Source organism: Aeromonas sp. FDAARGOS 1417 (assembly GCF_019046985.1).
Taxonomy (GTDB): Bacteria; Pseudomonadota; Gammaproteobacteria; order Enterobacterales; family Aeromonadaceae; genus Aeromonas; species Aeromonas veronii.
Window position 1 is genome coordinate 1,896,943 of sequence record NZ_CP077221.1, and the last position, 15,127, is coordinate 1,912,069.

Sequence of the window (15,127 nt, forward strand, 5' to 3'; positions counted from 1 at the left end):
GGCGGGGGCGACTCAATGGCGAAGCAACCCGACCACGACATAAAACCTGACGCAGCGATGCACAAAAGGGGCGTCAGCCACGCCCCGCCACTGGCTGCCCCGACCATAACGAGGCACAATCTGTCCCCTCCTCCAGCCGCGCCTGTCGTGGCCAGCATGTCGTGATCACCCTTTAGTGATCGGCGAATGCCGGACAGGGGGTTGTCATCCCGCCATCCCGGGCGTTTTAACATCGAGTGGTATCGTCATGAGAGTTGTGTGTTGTCTGTTGTTGTTACTGGCCAGCCAGTCAGCCCTGGCCGAGGGTTTTATCAGTCGCCTGCTCAACCATCCGGTGCCGGGTGGCGTTGCGGTGATCCCTCTTGGCGCGTCACCCACTGCCCCCACGGCCCGCTATCACGACAAACCCGTGCTGGTAGTGCGCGAAGATAACCAGTGGATCGCCATCGTCGGCATCTCTCTGAAAAGCACGCTCGGCGCCCAGCAACTGACCACAGGTGATGGCCGTACTCTCGGCTTCACCGTGACCCCCAAGCACTACCGCGAGCAGCACATCAAGCTCAAGAACAGCCGTCAGGTCAATCCGCTCGCCGAGGATATGACCCGTATCAACCGCGAGCTGGCGGAGCAAACCCGAGCTTACCAGACCTTCAGCCCCAACCAGCCGAGCAACCTGCTGTTCGACAAGCCGGTCAACGGCCCCCTCTCCAGCCCGTTTGGCCTGCGTCGCTTCTTTAATGGCGAGGAGCGCAACCCCCACTCCGGCCTCGACTTCGCCGTGGGCGCCGGCACCCCGATCAAGTCCCCCGCCGCCGGCAAGGTGATCCTGATCGGCAACTACTTCTTCAATGGCAATACCGTCTTTGTCGACCACGGTCAGGGGCTCATCAGCATGTTCTGCCACATGTCGAAGATCGATGTGAAGCTCGGTCAGAGCCTGCCGCGTGGCGGCATCGTCGGGCGAGTCGGCTCAACCGGCCGCGCTACCGGCCCCCATATGCACTGGAACGTCAGCCTCAACGACACCCGGGTCGATCCCGCCATCTTTATCGGTGCCTTCAAGCCCTGAATCGGCAGAGCCCGTTAACAAAACATCCTCTAACAAAACAGGCAGCCCATGGCTGCCTGTCTGCTGTCTGCACGTCGAACCTGATTACCTATCCGGCCAGCGTGTGGGCGCCGGACTCCCGACGCATCGCCCGCCACATCACCAACACCAGCAATGAGCTGCACGTTGGCAATGCCAGCCAGACGCCGGGCACGCCCCACTGGGTCGAGAATCCCCACAAGAAACCGCCAATCAGCACCAGCTTGCCGCCGGTGAGCAGGGAGGCGATGCGGGCCCGATTGATGGCCTGGAAGTAGGTGGCCCCCACCAGCAGCAAGCCCTCCATCGGCAGCCCCCAGAAGTAGAGCCAGATCCCGAGACTCGCCACCGGCAGCAGGGTGGCGTTGTCGCCGGCAAACAGATAGACCGCCGCCTCCGGCCACAGATAGAGCGGGAACATGGCGCACAGGGCGATCCCCAACGTCACTCCGAGTGCCAGATTGCGGATCCGCAGCACCCGCCGCCAGTGACCGGCGCCCGCGTTGAAGCTGGCGATGGGCTGGATACCCATGGCGATCCCCTCAAACACCAGATAGAAGAAGGCCTCGGTGTAACTGATCACCCCGTAGGCCGCCACATGCAGCGAAGTACCCACCGCTAGCAACGCCTTGTTGTGCAGCGCCAGCACCACAGAGAGATAGAGGTACATTAGAAAACTGGAGACCCCGAGGCGCACCGTTTCGCCCATCAGCCGCAGATCAGGGCGCAAGGTGTCCCAGCTTATCCGCAGTTGGCTGCGCGGCGTGAAGAAGTGCCACAGGCAGGCGAGGCCCGTCACCGCCTGGGAGAGCATGGTGGCCGTCGCCACCCCAGCCAGTCCGAACGGAAACACCACCATCAGCAGATAGTCGAGCAGCACGTTGAGCAGCCCCCCGACTACCATGATGAGCGTGACAAACCCGGGGCGGCCATCGTTGCGCAGCAGCGAGCTGAACGCCATCGACAGCACCGCAAAGACGCCCAGCCAGGCGTAGGCCTGCAGGTAGGAGAGCCCGGCGGTGAAGATCTCCCCCTCCGCCCCCATCCAGGCCAGCATGGGCTCGCCATAACGGATCCCGATAAAACTGAGCAGTGCCGAGGCCAGCAACACCATCACCAGCGCATTGCCGACGATATGGCGGGCTTTGGCCGGGTTGCCCTGCCCCAGATAAAAGGAGACCAGCGACGAGGCCCCCATACCGATCAGCGCCCCTACCGCATAGAGCACGGCGCAGATGGGATAAGCCAGCATCAGACCGGCCATCCCATCTTGACCCAGCACATGGCCAACGAAGATGCCATCGATGGTGACATAGATGCCGGTGATCAGCATGGCCGCAACGGTCGGGGTTACGTAACGCCAGAAAAGGCGAGATAGCGGGGCTGTGCCCAGATCAACAGCTGACATATTCGACTCGGTGGAGAGAAAGCGGCCGGGATCATAGCGAAACGGCAGCACGACTTCCTGTTATTTGTGTTATGAATCATTAATATAGACTGCTTTACCCGCCTCCCTGCCCTGTTTTAGGCTAGGGCCACCTCTTCTGAACGGAAACGAGCCTCATGTTGCAACGCCTGCTCACCCTCTTGCTGCTCTCCCTTCTCTTGTTGCCGCCAACCGTGCGCGCCGACGATGCCATTGCCCAGGCCGAATCCCTGTTGCAGAGCGTGCCCAAGAGCGATACCCCGGAAAACCAGAAGCTGCGGGAGAGCTACCAGCAGGCGCTGCAATTTGCCAGAGAGGCCGAGCGCTACCGGGAGCAGAGCAAAGCCTATCAGCAGATCCTTATCGATTACCCCAAGGAGTCGGCGCGCCTCAAGGAGAGCCTGCACAACTATCAGCCCGCTGCTCGCCCGCCGCTGGCGAGCCTCAAGGAGGAGGCGCTGCGCCAGGCCATAGGTCTGAGCAGCAACCGCCAGCTCAACCTGCGCAAGGAGCGGCAGGGGGTGATGGACAGCCTCAACCAGCTGGAAAGCACCGGGCAGGAGTATCACCTGCGGGTGGATGATCTGCGCAAACAGCTGCAACTGACCCGCAGCCAGCTGGAGCGACTGAGCTTCAGCAGCGAATCGGATCGCCAGCAGGAGGCACAACTGCTGCTGACCAGAATGAAAGAGCAAAGCCTCTCCGACCGGATCCAGATGCTGGAGCTGGAGCAGCTCTCGGCCCAGCAGCGCAACGATCTCGGCAAGCTGAAGCTGCAGGAGCTCAATCTGGCCATCGCCGACGAGGATGAGTGGCAAGCCAGCCTGCTGACCCAGCAGAACCAGCTGCGGCGGGAGAAGACCGAGCAGGCGCTGGAGGAGAGCGAGCGGCTGCGCAAACAGCTCACCACCGACATGCCGCTGCTGCTGGAGCAGCAACAGCAGAATCAGGCGCTCTCCATCCAGCTCGGCACGCTGGAGGATCAGATTGAGCGGGTGCAGGATGAGCAGCGTAGCGTCGACAAGAATCTGTTTGAACTGAATGAGCTGGTCAACTCGGTGCGCGAACAGCTGGAGTGGCTGCAGATCAGTAATGCCTACGGCGAGAACCTGCGCAGCAAACTCTCCGATCTGCCTCCCCAGTTTCCCCTCGACAAGCTGGAGTCCGCCATCGTCAGCGCCCGCATGGCCAAGTACCAGTACGAGAGCGAGCAGGATGGGCTCAAGGATACCCGTCAGCTGCGCGACAAGCTGATGGCCGAAGAGGAGGTGACGCTGGATCGGCCGCAGCAAGCGGTGCTCGACAACCTGCTCAAGGCCCGGCGCCAGCTGCTGACCCGGCTCAACGATGCCTCAGATACCCTCATTCAGGAGCAGACCCGCCTCAAACTGCTCTACAGCCGTCAGAACAGCAAGATCGACGAGATCCGTGAAATAAGCGCCAGCCACCTGTTCTGGATGCCGGATGTGCGCCCCTTTACCCCACAGGTCATGCTCGGTATTCCCGCCGCGCTGACTCTGGCCTTCAACCCGGACAACTGGTTGCAACTGCCCTATGCCATCGCCGAGAACAGCCCGCTGAGTCTCACGCTGGCCGGTATTGGTCTGCTGGTGCTGGCCTGGAGCTGGTTCAAACTGGCCCGTCACCTGAACCTCTATTGCGACCATATTGCGCCGCGGATCGGTAAGGTAACTCAGGACAAATTCAGCCTCACCAGCCGCTTGCTGCTGCGCTCCCTGCTTGCCGCCCTCCCCTTGCCCGCCATGGTACTGATGGTGCGCGGCCTGCTCGAAGGGGCCTGGCAATACCCGTTTGCGGTGGCGGTGGCGCGTGGTCTTGGCGAGATCTGGTTTCTGCTGCTGGCGCTGGTGATGGCCCGCCATCTGACGCTGGAGCGGGGGATTTTGATCCACCACTTCCGCTGGCCCCGGGAACAGGTGCAAAAGGTATGGGGGCAGTTTCGCACCCTGCTGCTGGTGCTGATCCCGAGTTTCTTTGTGCAGGGGATGGCCAACAGCTATCAGGAGCACGCCTTCTACGACTCCCTCGGCCGGATGGCCTTCATGATCGGTGCACTCTGGCTGCTGCTCTTCTTTGCCCGCCTCAACCGGGAGCGATTGCCGCTCACCTGGGGCCAGACCGACATGACCAAGCCCCATCTGCTGCACCACTTCATCTGGAACAGCCTGATGCTGGCGCCGCTGCTGGCGGTGATCGGCGCCCTGTTTGGCTACTTCTATACCTCGCGCACCCTGCTACGCCAGCTGGAGCTGAGCCTGCTGATGGGGCTGGGTTGCCTGCTGATCTACTATCTGGCCAGACGCTGGATGCTGATCCAGCGCCGCCGCCTCGCCTTCGAGCGAGCCAAGAGCAAGCGGGCCGAGATCCTGGCCCAGCGCGGCCGGGAAGAGGGGCATGACGAGCTCAACTCCGAGACCCCGGACGTGGTGGAAGAGACTGAACTGGATCTCGATACCATCAGCGCACAGTCGCTGGGGCTGGTGCGCACCCTGCTGATGCTGGGCTTCACCATGCTGGTGGTGGTGCAATGGTCGGATCTCAACTCCGCCTTCAGCTTCCTCAGCAATATCGAGGTGTGGCAGGTGAGCAGCAAGATTGGCGGCATCGAGCAGCTCTCGGCCATCACCTTGCAGGATCTGATGCTGACCGCCTTCGTCTTTATCCTGACCGTGGTGACTGCCCGCAACCTGCCGGGGCTGATGGAGCTGACCCTGCTGCAACACCTCAGCCTCTCCCCCGGTACCGGCTTTGCCCTCACGACCACCAGCAAGTATCTGGTGATCCTGATCGGTGCCCTCACCGGCTTCTCCATGCTCGGCATCGACTGGTCGAAAACCCAGTGGCTGGTCGCCGCCCTCTCGGTGGGGCTGGGTTTCGGTCTGCAGGAGATCTTCGCCAACTTTGTCTCCGGCCTCATCATCCTGTTTGAGAAGCCAATCCGGCTCGGTGACACCGTCACCATTCGCGATCTCACCGGCACCGTCACCAAGATCAAGACCCGGGCAACCACCATAGTGGATTGGGATCGCAAGGAGATCATCGTGCCCAACAAGGCCTTCATCACCGAGCAGTTCATCAACTGGTCGCTCTCCGATGCCATCACCCGGGTCAAACTGCGGATCCGGATCGGCCTGACCCGGGATCCGAAACTGGTGCAGCGCATTCTGGAAGAGTCCATCCAGGCATCGACCCTGGTATTGGAGACGCCGACGCCAGAGGTCTTCCTGATCGAATTCACCGACTCGGCACTGATCTACGAGATCCGCCTCTACGTCAACAACATGGATCACCGGATGCCCATCACTCACGAGGTTCACTCGCTGGTACTGGAGAAGATGCAGCAGCAGGGACTTACCCTGCCCCATCAACAGATCGACATTCACCTGAGCCGCGGCTGATCCGCGAGGTAAAAGGAGCAGAACATGCAGATTATTGCCCACCGTGGCGCCAGCGGTCTGGCCCCCGAAAACACTCTCAAGGCGATGGCCAAAGCGCTGGAGCTGGGAGCATCAGCCATCGAGATCGACGTGCAGGCGGCCGATGGCGAGTTGTGGGTCTTCCACGACCGGCGGCTGGAGCGCTGCACCAATGGCAAGGGGGTGCTGACCGAACAATCCCGCTCCTATCTGGAGCAGCTCGATGCCGGTGAGGGAGAGGTGATCCCGACCCTGTGGCAGGTGATGGAGATCATCGCCGGACGCTGCGAGCTGCATATCGAGCTCAAGGGCGCCCATACCGCCGATGCGGTGGCAGCCCTGACCCGACGGGCAGAGGCCGAGCTGGGCTTTACTCCCGGGCAGTGGGTGGTCTCTTCCTTCCATCACCCGGAACTGGCCCGATTTGCCGCCTTGCGGCCCGATATCCGGCTCGGTGCCCTGACCGCTAACCTGCCGCTCAACCTGGCGCAGTTTGCCGACGAGCTGGGGGCCTGGTCCATCAATTGCGATGTTGATTTCATCGACGCCGCGCTGGTCGATGATGCCCATCGCCGGGGACTCAAAGTTCTGGTTTATACCGTTGATTATCCAGAAGATTATGAAACGCTCTCTAGCATGGGGGTCGATGGAATCTTCACCAATCGACCAGATCGTTTTCTGGCGCAGTGAGGGGGGGATACGCACATGGATAACCACTGATTTAGGCACTAACTTTAAATAGCTGACCGGGATACAAAGAGTTCAACTTCAGCCGATAAACAGAGGCTCATAACAATAACTAGATTCCACACACACTTCAGACTGACGCTCACAAGGATGTAACTATGAACTTATCCATTAAAAACAAGCTTGTTCTGGCTATCGGGGTCATCATTCTGGTGATCACCTGCCTGCAGGTCTGGTACAACACCTCGCAACTGCGCAGCGAGACCCAGCGACTGGTCTGGAACATCATCGACGAAAGCTCCATGGCCAACGTCAAGGGAATCTCCCGCTGGGTCGACTCCCGGATTAGCATGGTTAGCACCACCAAGGAAGCATTCGCCAAAGAAGATGAGCCCATCAGTCATCTGGCCCAGTCCATGAATGCCGGTGGCTTCGACCTGGTCTATGCCGGTACCGCAGACGGCAAGATGATCCAGAGCAAACCAACCGACTTGCCCGCCGGTTATGACCCCCGTCAACGCCCCTGGTACAAGGACGCGGCCGCCGCAGGCAAGCTGGTCATCACGGCCCCCTATGCCGACATCTCCACCGGCCAGCTGATTGTTACCATTGCCGAGCCGTTCCAACGTGGCAATACCCAGGGGGTCATCGCCGGTGACGTCTCCATCAGCTCACTGATCTCGGACATTCTGGCGGTCACCACCGAGGGCACCTACGCCATGCTAGTGGACAGCAATGGCACCATCATCGCGCACCCCGATGCCTCCCTGAGCCTGAAATCCGCCACCGCTCTGGCACCGGAACTGACTGCCGCCTACATCAATCAGGTCGCCCATGACGGCATGATCAACGAGCTGGTGATCAGCGGCAAGAAAGAGGTCTACGACTTTAATGCCATTCCCAATACCAACTGGTATTACGGCATGATGGTGGATGAAGAGATCGCCTACCAGTCGGTACGCCGCATGGTTACCTCCTCCCTCATTCAGGGGCTTATCACCATACTTATCGTGGCAGGCTTCTCCTATGTCGCCATCAACGGCTCGCTGGCCCCTCTGAAAACCCTGGGCGAAGCGATTGCCGATCTCTCCCGTGGCAACGGCGATCTGACTCGCCGCATCAAGATTGAACGTGAGGATGAAGTAGGCGCGGTTGCCAAACACGTCAACACCTTCATCGAGCGGATCCATGTGATGGTGCAGGATATCTCCAACTCCTCCGGCCAGCTCAACCAGCAGGCTAAGTCCTCCCACAGCATGGCGGAAAAAGCCAATCAGGGGCTGGCACGCCAGCAAAACGAGATCTCCCAGATCGCCACTGCGGTACACGAGATGTCGGCCACCGCGGTCGAGGTCGCCAGCAACGCCGAGCAGACCGCCGAAGCGGCCCGCAGCTCCTCCAGCAGCTGCGAGCATGGCAAGCAGGTGATCGCCCGCAACCAGCGCTCCATCACCGATCTGGCCACCCAGGTGGAACAGGCCTCCAACATCATTCAGGAACTGGAGAAAAACGCTCAGGAGATCAACACCATCCTCTCCACCATTCAGGGCATCGCCGAGCAGACCAACCTGCTGGCACTCAACGCCGCCATCGAAGCGGCCCGTGCCGGTGAACAGGGTCGCGGCTTTGCGGTGGTAGCCGACGAGGTGCGCGTCCTGTCACAGCGTACCCACAGCTCTACCGTCGAGATCCGCAATATGATCGAAACCCTGCAACGCAATACCCAGGGAGCGGTCAGCACCATGCACGAAGGCCAGCTGTTGGCCCAGAACAGCGTGGATGACGCCAACAACGCCACCCATGCGCTGGAACAGATCACCACCTCGATCAACCAGATCTCCGACATGGCGACCCAGATCTCCAGCGCGGCTGAGGAGCAGCGGGCCGTCACCGATGAGGTAAGCCGCAACATTCAGGCGGTGAAAGATGTCTCGGACGAACTGGCAGTGGATGCAGACAGCTCACGCCATCTCTCTGAACAACTTAAAAATATTTCGGGTGAACTGAGCAATCAGGTCGGTATGTTCCGCATTTGAGGATGAGCAAAAGGGGCCGTACAGGCCCCTTTTATTTTTCTAAATAGCGCTTAATTTTCAGTGAGTAATCTCACATTACCCGCCAAATACCCCGCCTTGAAATCCTTGTAATTCGTCTGGAATTATCAGATCACCGCCGTGGTCACCGCAGTATTTCGGATTACCTATTTCTATCCGAATATATAAATGCCAATAATTCTCATTAAAAAATTACAATAAAAAACTTAAAATTTTTTTCGCGAGTACCCAAAAAGAGAGGTGATTCGCATTTTATTGAAAGAAAACTACGTACAATCCAGAAGTTAAAGTGCTCGTAGCTAGGTGTTCAACTGCTCAGTAACACCAAAAAATGACGATAATAACGACATTTTCATCCAGGGATTTGGGTGTTTTATAGAAAAATAACCAATAAAAAGGGAATAAAACCTAGCAGTTTGACTTGCATCAAGCCTGAATTTTTTTCATAGAGCAAAATCGTGCCCAGCAAATCTATCCCTAAGGAGGCAGATGTGGATATTATCAAGACCGATGTGGCCATCATCGGTGCTGGCGGTACCGGCTTACGCGCCGCTATCGCTATAGCCGAATCACAGCCAGACCTGGACATCGCCCTGATTTCCAAGGTTTACCCGATGCGCAGCCACACGGTTGCTGCCGAAGGCGGCGCCGCCGGTGTCGTCCGTGATGACGACTCCCTCGAAAACCACTTCAACGACACCGTCTCCGGTGGTGACTGGCTGTGCGAGCAGGACGTAGTGGAATACTTCGTCAACAACGCAACCAAAGAGATGATCCAGCTGGAGCACTGGGGTTGCCCCTGGAGCCGCAAGCCGGATGGTAAAGCCAACGTGCGTCCGTTTGGTGGCATGAAGGTTCCCCGTACCTGGTTCGCCGCAGACAAGTCCGGTTTCCATATTCTGCACACCCTGTTCCAGACCTCCGTCAAATACCCGAGCATCAAGCGCTTCGACGAGCATTTCTGTCTTGACCTGATCGTGGACGACGGCCGCGTTCAGGGCGTACTGACCTTCGACATCCAGAACGGTATCACCCGCTTCATCCAGGCCAAATCCGTGATCGTGGCAACCGGCGGTGCTGGCCGTGTCTATCGCTACAACACCAACGGTGGCATCGTCACCGGCGACGGCATGGCACTGGCCTATCGTCACGGCGTACCGCTGCGTGATATGGAGTTCGTCCAGTATCACCCGACCGGTCTGCCGGGCACCGGCATCCTGATGACCGAAGGTTGTCGTGGTGAGGGTGGCGTCCTGCTGAACAAGGATGGCTACCGCTACCTGCAAGACTACGGCTTGGGCCCGGAAACGCCGATCGGCCAGCCGAAGAGCAAATACATGGAGCTTGGTCCGCGCGACCGCGTTTCCCAGGCATTCTGGCAAGAGCAGCAGAAAGGCCGCGTCATTCAGGGCCCGATGGGCGATGTGGTTCACCTCGACCTTCGTCACCTTGGCGAGAAGTACCTGAAAGAGCGTCTGCCGTTCATCTGCGAACTGGCCAAAGCCTACGTCAACGTGGATCCGGCCAAAGAGCCTATCCCGGTACGTCCGACTGCCCACTACACCATGGGTGGTATCGAGACTGACAACAAGTGTGCCACCCGTCTGCCCGGCCTCTACGCCGCGGGCGAATGTGCCTCCGTCGGTCTGCACGGTGCCAACCGTCTGGGTTCCAACTCCCTGTCCGAGATCGTGGTATTCGGCAAGCTGGCCGGTGAGCAGGCAGGTGAATTTGCCAAGACTCAGAAGCATGGCAACACCGAAGCGCTGGCCGCCAAGGCCGAGGCGCTCATCAAGCAGCACCTCTCCCTGATGGACGTAGACGGTACTGAAAACCCGGCCGATATCCGCAACGAGCTGGGCATGTCCATGGAAGCCGGCGTCGGTATCTACCGTACCGAAGAGCTGATGCAGGGCACCATCGACAAGATCAACGAGCTGAAAGCCCGTTACAAGAAGGTCAAGATCAACGACAAGTCCTCTGTCTTCAACACCGATCTGCTGTACGCCATCGAACTGGGTTACATGCTGGACGTGGCTGAAGCCATGGCGCACTCCGCCATCAATCGTAAAGAGTCCCGCGGTTCCCACCAGCGTCTGGATGGTTACGAAGAGCGCGATGACGTGAACTTCCTCAAGCACACGCTCTCGTTCTACAAAAATGGCGAAACGCCCTCCATCGATTACTCCGATGTGAAGATCACTAAGTCCCAGCCGGCAAAACGCGTGTACGGCTCCGAGGGTGAGAAACAAGACGAGGCTAAGAAGAATGGCTGAGATGATTGAAATTGAGATCCTGCGCTACCGTCCGGAACAGGATAACGAGCCCTGGATGCAAACCTTCCAGGTGCCATACCAGAGAGAGATGTCTCTGCTGGACGCCCTGCAGTACATCAAGGATCACCTGGACTCTACCCTGAGCTTCCGCTGGTCCTGCCGAATGGCGATCTGCGGCTCCTGCGGCATGATGGTCAACGGTGTGCCCAAGCTGGGTTGCAAGGCGTTCCTGCGCGACTATCTGCCGGGCAAGATGACCGTCGAGCCGCTCAACAACTTCCCGATCGAGCGCGATCTGGTGGTCGACATGTCCGACTTCATCGAGAAGCTGGAGAGCATCAAGCCGTACATCATCCCGAGCGAGCCGCGCAGCCTGTGTGATGGCGAGTACATCCAGACTCCGGCCCAGATGGCGCAGTACAAGCAGTTCTCCCAGTGCATCAACTGTGGTCTCTGCTACGCGGCCTGCCCGCAGTACGGCATCAACAAGAAGTTCACCGGCCCGGCGGCACTGGCTCTGGCCTATCGCTACAACGTCGACAACCGTGATGCCGGCGCCAAAGAGCGTATGCGCATCATCAGCCAGGACGAAGGCGTCTGGGGCTGTACCTTCGTGGGCTACTGCTCCGAAGTGTGCCCGAAGGGCGTCGATCCGGCGGCGGCCATCCAGCTTGGCAAGGTCGAAAGCGCCAAGGACTACATGATCGCCATGTTCAAGCCAGATTGAGAGCAGGATTGAGACCATGAACAACACTGATAGCAAACGTAAACCTTACGTCCGCGAAATGAAGAAAGACTGGTGGCTGAAGAACGCCTTCTACACCGGTTACATGATCCGTGAAGGCACCAGTATCTTCGTCTCCATCTACGCCGTTGTGCTGATGTGGGGCCTGATGCGCCTGGTTCAGGGTCAGGAAGCGTTCAACGGCTGGCTGGAATCCCTGCAAAGCCCGATCGCCATCCTGTTCCATGTCGTCGCTCTGGCGGCGTGCCTGTTCCATGCCAAAACCTGGTTCGCCCTGGCGCCGAAAGCCATGCGTATCTTCCGTGGTGAAGACCTGGTACCGGAGAAGCCGATCGTTCTCGCCCAGTATGTGGCGCTGGCGGTGGTGTCCCTGCTTGTCCTGATCATCGTGGCCTGAGGAGAAAACAATGAGACGTTCTGACGAACCAATTTACTGGGGTCTGTTTGGTGCGGGTGGCATGGTCGTTGCCATGCTGCTGCCGGTCATTGTCCTCATCACCGGTCTGCTGGTGCCCATGGGCATCATGGACGTGGAAACCATGAGCTATGACCGCGTACACGCGTTCGCCAGCTCCTGGTGGGGTGCCTGTATCCTGCTGGTGATCATCGCCCTGCCAGTCTGGCACGGCATGCACCGTATCTACCACGGTCTGCACGATCTGGGGATCCACACCACCAAGCTGCACCACTATGTGTTCTATGGCTTTGCCTTCCTGGTATCTGCCATTACCGTCGGCCTGCTGATGGTACTGGTACTCCAGTAATCACATCTGACTGATTGACCAAACCGGGCCTCGTGCCCGGTTTTTTTTGCCCCGCTATCCCGCTCCTGCTTTTTATTCACTCAAACAATTCGATAAAAACCAGATTATCGTCCAATCATATGGCGATCACAGTCACATAACCCCAATACATTCGTCATTTGTAGCAAACCATTTTGACCACCATCAATTTAGTGACATCCATATCAATTATAATTATTCAGATTAAATAATTATTCATATGGAGCTAGCTAATGACAGACAAAACACGCTCGGTGAGCATAGGCAGTTACCTGGCACTGGCCTTCGCCGTGGTCTTCTTCTCCGGACTGTTGCAATCCGGCGAGTGGTACGGGGTATTCGATTTCACCACGCTGAACGGCTCGTTCGGCACCATGGTCCAGAGCGTCAGCGAGAATGGTGACGGCATCAAGACCGCCATGACCGACATGCGCGGCAAGGGGGGCAACGGCGCTCGCGATGGCTTTTTGTTTGCCCTGACCCTGATCCCCACCGTGATGTTTGCCCTCGGTATGATCAATGTGCTGGAACACTACGGCGCGCTGGAAGCGGCCCGCAAGTTGCTGACCCCGCTGCTGCGTCCGCTGATGGGGATCCCGGGCAATACCGGCCTCGCCCTTATCGCCTCCCTGCAGAGTACCGATGCCGGTGCCGCCATGACCCGCCAGCTCAAGGATGAAGGGCTCATCACCAAACGTGAAACCGACGTGTTCACCATGTTCCAGTTCTCCGCTGGTGCCACCATCGTCAACTTCTTCTCCTCCGGCGCCGTGCTGTTCACTCTTACACTGGCAGATGGCAGCCCGGCGGTCAGCTCCTCCATCGGTCTGGCTGTCATCGTGATGTTCGCCTTCAAATTTGTCGGGGCCAACCTGTTCCGGGTCTACCTCAATATGAGCGAAGGCAAGCAGACCGATAACAACACCCAGCAGACCCTCAACACTCAGGAGCAAGCCAAATGAGCCAGGCCAACATCAAGAAACCCATCGTCACCGATATCTTCGTCGAAGGGGCCAAGAAGGGCTGGGTCATCGCCACCACCTCCACCGTACCCAACGTACTGATGGCCTTCGTTATCATCAAGGCGCTGCAGATCACCGGCGCGCTGGATGCCATGGGCGCCATCTTCTCCCCTGTCATGGCCATCTTCGGGTTGCCCGGTGAGGCGGCAGCCGTGCTGATCGGCGCCTGGATGTCGATGGGTGGCGCGGTCGGCGTGGTCATTACCCTGTTCGATCAGGGGATCCTCAACGGCACTCACATCGCCATTCTGGCGCCAGCCATCTACCTGATGGGCTCCCAGGTGCAGTACATGGGCCGCATTCTCGGCTGCATCGGCACCGAAGGGCGTTACATCCCCATCATGGTCGCCATCTCGGTACTCAACGCCTTCGGCGCCATGCTGGTGATGAACATCCTTCTCTGACCCGAACCTGATAGTGGAGCAAGCAATGACTTTTTCTCTGGATCAATACCTGACCGAACTGGCCCCGCTGATCAATCTGGATTGCGGATCCCTGCACCAACCGGGCATTGCGGCAGTGGCCGACCTGATGGCCACCAAATATGAGGCGATGGGCGGCTGGCAGATCAAGCGGGTCGACTGTGGCGCCGCCGGGGTGGGACTGGAGATCCGCAACCAGCCTGATGCGGCGCAGATCGATGTAATGCTGATCGGCCATATGGATACCGTCTTCCCCCTCGGCACCGCCGCCGCCCGCCCGATGAGCATCGATGGTGAGCGCGCTTACGGCCCCGGTGTCTCCGACATGAAATCCGGCCTGCTCAACATCGTCTATGCCCTGCGTGAATTGCCCCGCGAGGTGCGCGATCGCCTGAGCATCTGCGTCTGCATGAACCCGGACGAGGAGATTGGCTCCCTCCACTCCAGCGACTGGCTGGCAACGGTGGCCAAACAGGCAAAGCAGGTGCTGGTGGCCGAAGCGGCCCGCGCCGATGGCTCGCTGGTCAAGGCTCGCAAGGGGATGGCCCGTTATCGCATCGATTTCACCGGCAAGGCGGCTCACGCAGGCAACGAACCGCAGAAAGGGCGCAGCGCCATCACCGAGCTGGGCCACTGGATCCTGGCCATCAACGCCCTGACCAACTTCGAGAGCGGCACCACCCTAAACATCGGCATTGTCGAGGGGGGCAATGGCGCCAACATAGTGCCGGCCCATGCCAGCGCCGTGGTGGATGTCCGTTTCTGGGACAATCAGGAGTACCACCAGATCAACGATCATCTGCTGACCCTGGCCGAGCGGCCGCATCTGAACGGCGTCACCATCAAGCTGACCCGCGAGGCCCACAAACCGGCCATGGTGCCGTCTGAGGGTACTCAGGCACTGATGCAGCTGGTGGAGGAGTGTGGCGCCGAACTGGGGCTGCCAATCAGCTGGCAAGAGGTGGGGGGCGGCTCTGATGCCAACCTGACCGCCGCCCTCGGCATCCCTACTCTGGATGGTCTGGGCCCCATCGGTGCCGGTTTCCACAGTGACGAGGAGTATCTGGATCTGGCCAGCATTGCCCCGCGCATCGAGCTGCTGGTGAAGGTACTGACCCGTCTGGCGGCCTGACAGCCTCTCACGTAAAAAAGGGCCAGCCGGTTTGCACCGGCTGGCCCTCTGTGTATC

General features: G+C 59.1%; 12 protein-coding genes. 11 read left to right on the top strand and 1 reads right to left on the bottom strand.

Annotated elements, in window-relative coordinates:
* Positions 1–247 precede the first annotated feature (247 nt).
* Positions 248–1,069, top strand: a complete 822-nt coding sequence (locus I6L47_RS08540) for a peptidoglycan DD-metalloendopeptidase family protein (protein ID WP_216949095.1) — start codon at positions 248–250, stop codon at positions 1,067–1,069.
* An 88-nt stretch (positions 1,070–1,157) separates the two neighbouring features.
* Here I6L47_RS08540 and I6L47_RS08545 read toward each other — a convergent pair whose 3' ends face one another.
* Positions 1,158–2,495 carry an MATE family efflux transporter gene (locus tag I6L47_RS08545; protein ID WP_216949096.1) on the bottom strand — a complete coding sequence of 446 codons (1,338 nt, stop codon included), beginning with the start codon at positions 2,493–2,495 and terminating at the stop codon, positions 1,158–1,160.
* Positions 2,496–2,650: 155 nt separating this feature from the next.
* Here I6L47_RS08545 and mscM point away from each other — a divergent pair, with 155 nt between their 5' ends.
* The 10 genes from mscM to I6L47_RS08595 all read left to right on the top strand — a co-directional run bounded on the left by mscM (position 2,651) and on the right by I6L47_RS08595 (position 15,070).
* Positions 2,651–5,932: a miniconductance mechanosensitive channel MscM gene (gene mscM / locus I6L47_RS08550; protein WP_216949097.1), complete on the top strand. Its 3,282-nt coding sequence runs from the start codon at positions 2,651–2,653 to the stop codon at positions 5,930–5,932.
* 24 nt (positions 5,933–5,956) lie between these two features.
* Positions 5,957–6,640, top strand: a complete 684-nt coding sequence (locus tag I6L47_RS08555; RefSeq protein WP_216949098.1) for a glycerophosphodiester phosphodiesterase — start codon at positions 5,957–5,959, stop codon at positions 6,638–6,640.
* 155 nt (positions 6,641–6,795) lie between these two features.
* Positions 6,796–8,673 carry a methyl-accepting chemotaxis protein gene (locus I6L47_RS08560; protein ID WP_021229777.1) on the top strand — a complete coding sequence of 626 codons (1,878 nt, stop codon included), beginning with the start codon at positions 6,796–6,798 and terminating at the stop codon, positions 8,671–8,673.
* A 509-nt stretch (positions 8,674–9,182) separates the two neighbouring features.
* Positions 9,183–10,967 carry a fumarate reductase (quinol) flavoprotein subunit gene (gene frdA / locus I6L47_RS08565; protein ID WP_005335056.1) on the top strand — a complete coding sequence of 595 codons (1,785 nt, stop codon included), beginning with the start codon at positions 9,183–9,185 and terminating at the stop codon, positions 10,965–10,967.
* Positions 10,960–11,694: a succinate dehydrogenase/fumarate reductase iron-sulfur subunit gene (locus tag I6L47_RS08570; protein ID WP_005335057.1), complete on the top strand. Its 735-nt coding sequence runs from the start codon at positions 10,960–10,962 to the stop codon at positions 11,692–11,694. The genes frdA and I6L47_RS08570 overlap by 8 nt, the downstream gene beginning before the upstream one ends.
* Positions 11,695–11,710: 16 nt before the next feature.
* Positions 11,711–12,109: a hypothetical protein gene (locus tag I6L47_RS08575; protein ID WP_005335058.1), complete on the top strand. Its 399-nt coding sequence runs from the start codon at positions 11,711–11,713 to the stop codon at positions 12,107–12,109.
* A gap of 10 nt (positions 12,110–12,119) precedes the next feature.
* A complete protein-coding gene (frdD, locus tag I6L47_RS08580; RefSeq protein ID WP_040066869.1) occupies positions 12,120–12,476 on the top strand; it encodes a fumarate reductase subunit FrdD in 357 nt (118 codons plus the stop codon).
* A gap of 251 nt (positions 12,477–12,727) precedes the next feature.
* Positions 12,728–13,456, top strand: a complete 729-nt coding sequence (locus I6L47_RS08585) for a nucleoside recognition domain-containing protein (protein ID WP_005335061.1) — start codon at positions 12,728–12,730, stop codon at positions 13,454–13,456.
* Positions 13,453–13,920 carry a YjiG family protein gene (locus tag I6L47_RS08590; protein ID WP_005335063.1) on the top strand — a complete coding sequence of 156 codons (468 nt, stop codon included), beginning with the start codon at positions 13,453–13,455 and terminating at the stop codon, positions 13,918–13,920. Before I6L47_RS08585 ends, I6L47_RS08590 begins: the two co-directional genes overlap by 4 nt.
* A gap of 25 nt (positions 13,921–13,945) precedes the next feature.
* A complete protein-coding gene (locus I6L47_RS08595; protein ID WP_216949099.1) occupies positions 13,946–15,070 on the top strand; it encodes a M20 family metallopeptidase in 1,125 nt (374 codons plus the stop codon).
* Positions 15,071–15,127 lie beyond the last annotated feature (57 nt).

Coding starts and splice junctions, on each gene's coding strand:
- I6L47_RS08540 (WP_216949095.1), top strand. CDS start 248: ATGAGAGTTGTGTGTTGTCTGTTGTTGTTACTGGCCAGCCAGTCAGCC.
- I6L47_RS08545 (WP_216949096.1), bottom strand. CDS start 2,495: ATGTCAGCTGTTGATCTGGGCACAGCCCCGCTATCTCGCCTTTTCTGG.
- mscM (WP_216949097.1), top strand. CDS start 2,651: ATGTTGCAACGCCTGCTCACCCTCTTGCTGCTCTCCCTTCTCTTGTTG.
- I6L47_RS08555 (WP_216949098.1), top strand. CDS start 5,957: ATGCAGATTATTGCCCACCGTGGCGCCAGCGGTCTGGCCCCCGAAAAC.
- I6L47_RS08560 (WP_021229777.1), top strand. CDS start 6,796: ATGAACTTATCCATTAAAAACAAGCTTGTTCTGGCTATCGGGGTCATC.
- I6L47_RS08570 (WP_005335057.1), top strand. CDS start 10,960: ATGGCTGAGATGATTGAAATTGAGATCCTGCGCTACCGTCCGGAACAG.
- I6L47_RS08575 (WP_005335058.1), top strand. CDS start 11,711: ATGAACAACACTGATAGCAAACGTAAACCTTACGTCCGCGAAATGAAG.
- frdD (WP_040066869.1), top strand. CDS start 12,120: ATGAGACGTTCTGACGAACCAATTTACTGGGGTCTGTTTGGTGCGGGT.
- I6L47_RS08585 (WP_005335061.1), top strand. CDS start 12,728: ATGACAGACAAAACACGCTCGGTGAGCATAGGCAGTTACCTGGCACTG.
- I6L47_RS08590 (WP_005335063.1), top strand. CDS start 13,453: ATGAGCCAGGCCAACATCAAGAAACCCATCGTCACCGATATCTTCGTC.
- I6L47_RS08595 (WP_216949099.1), top strand. CDS start 13,946: ATGACTTTTTCTCTGGATCAATACCTGACCGAACTGGCCCCGCTGATC.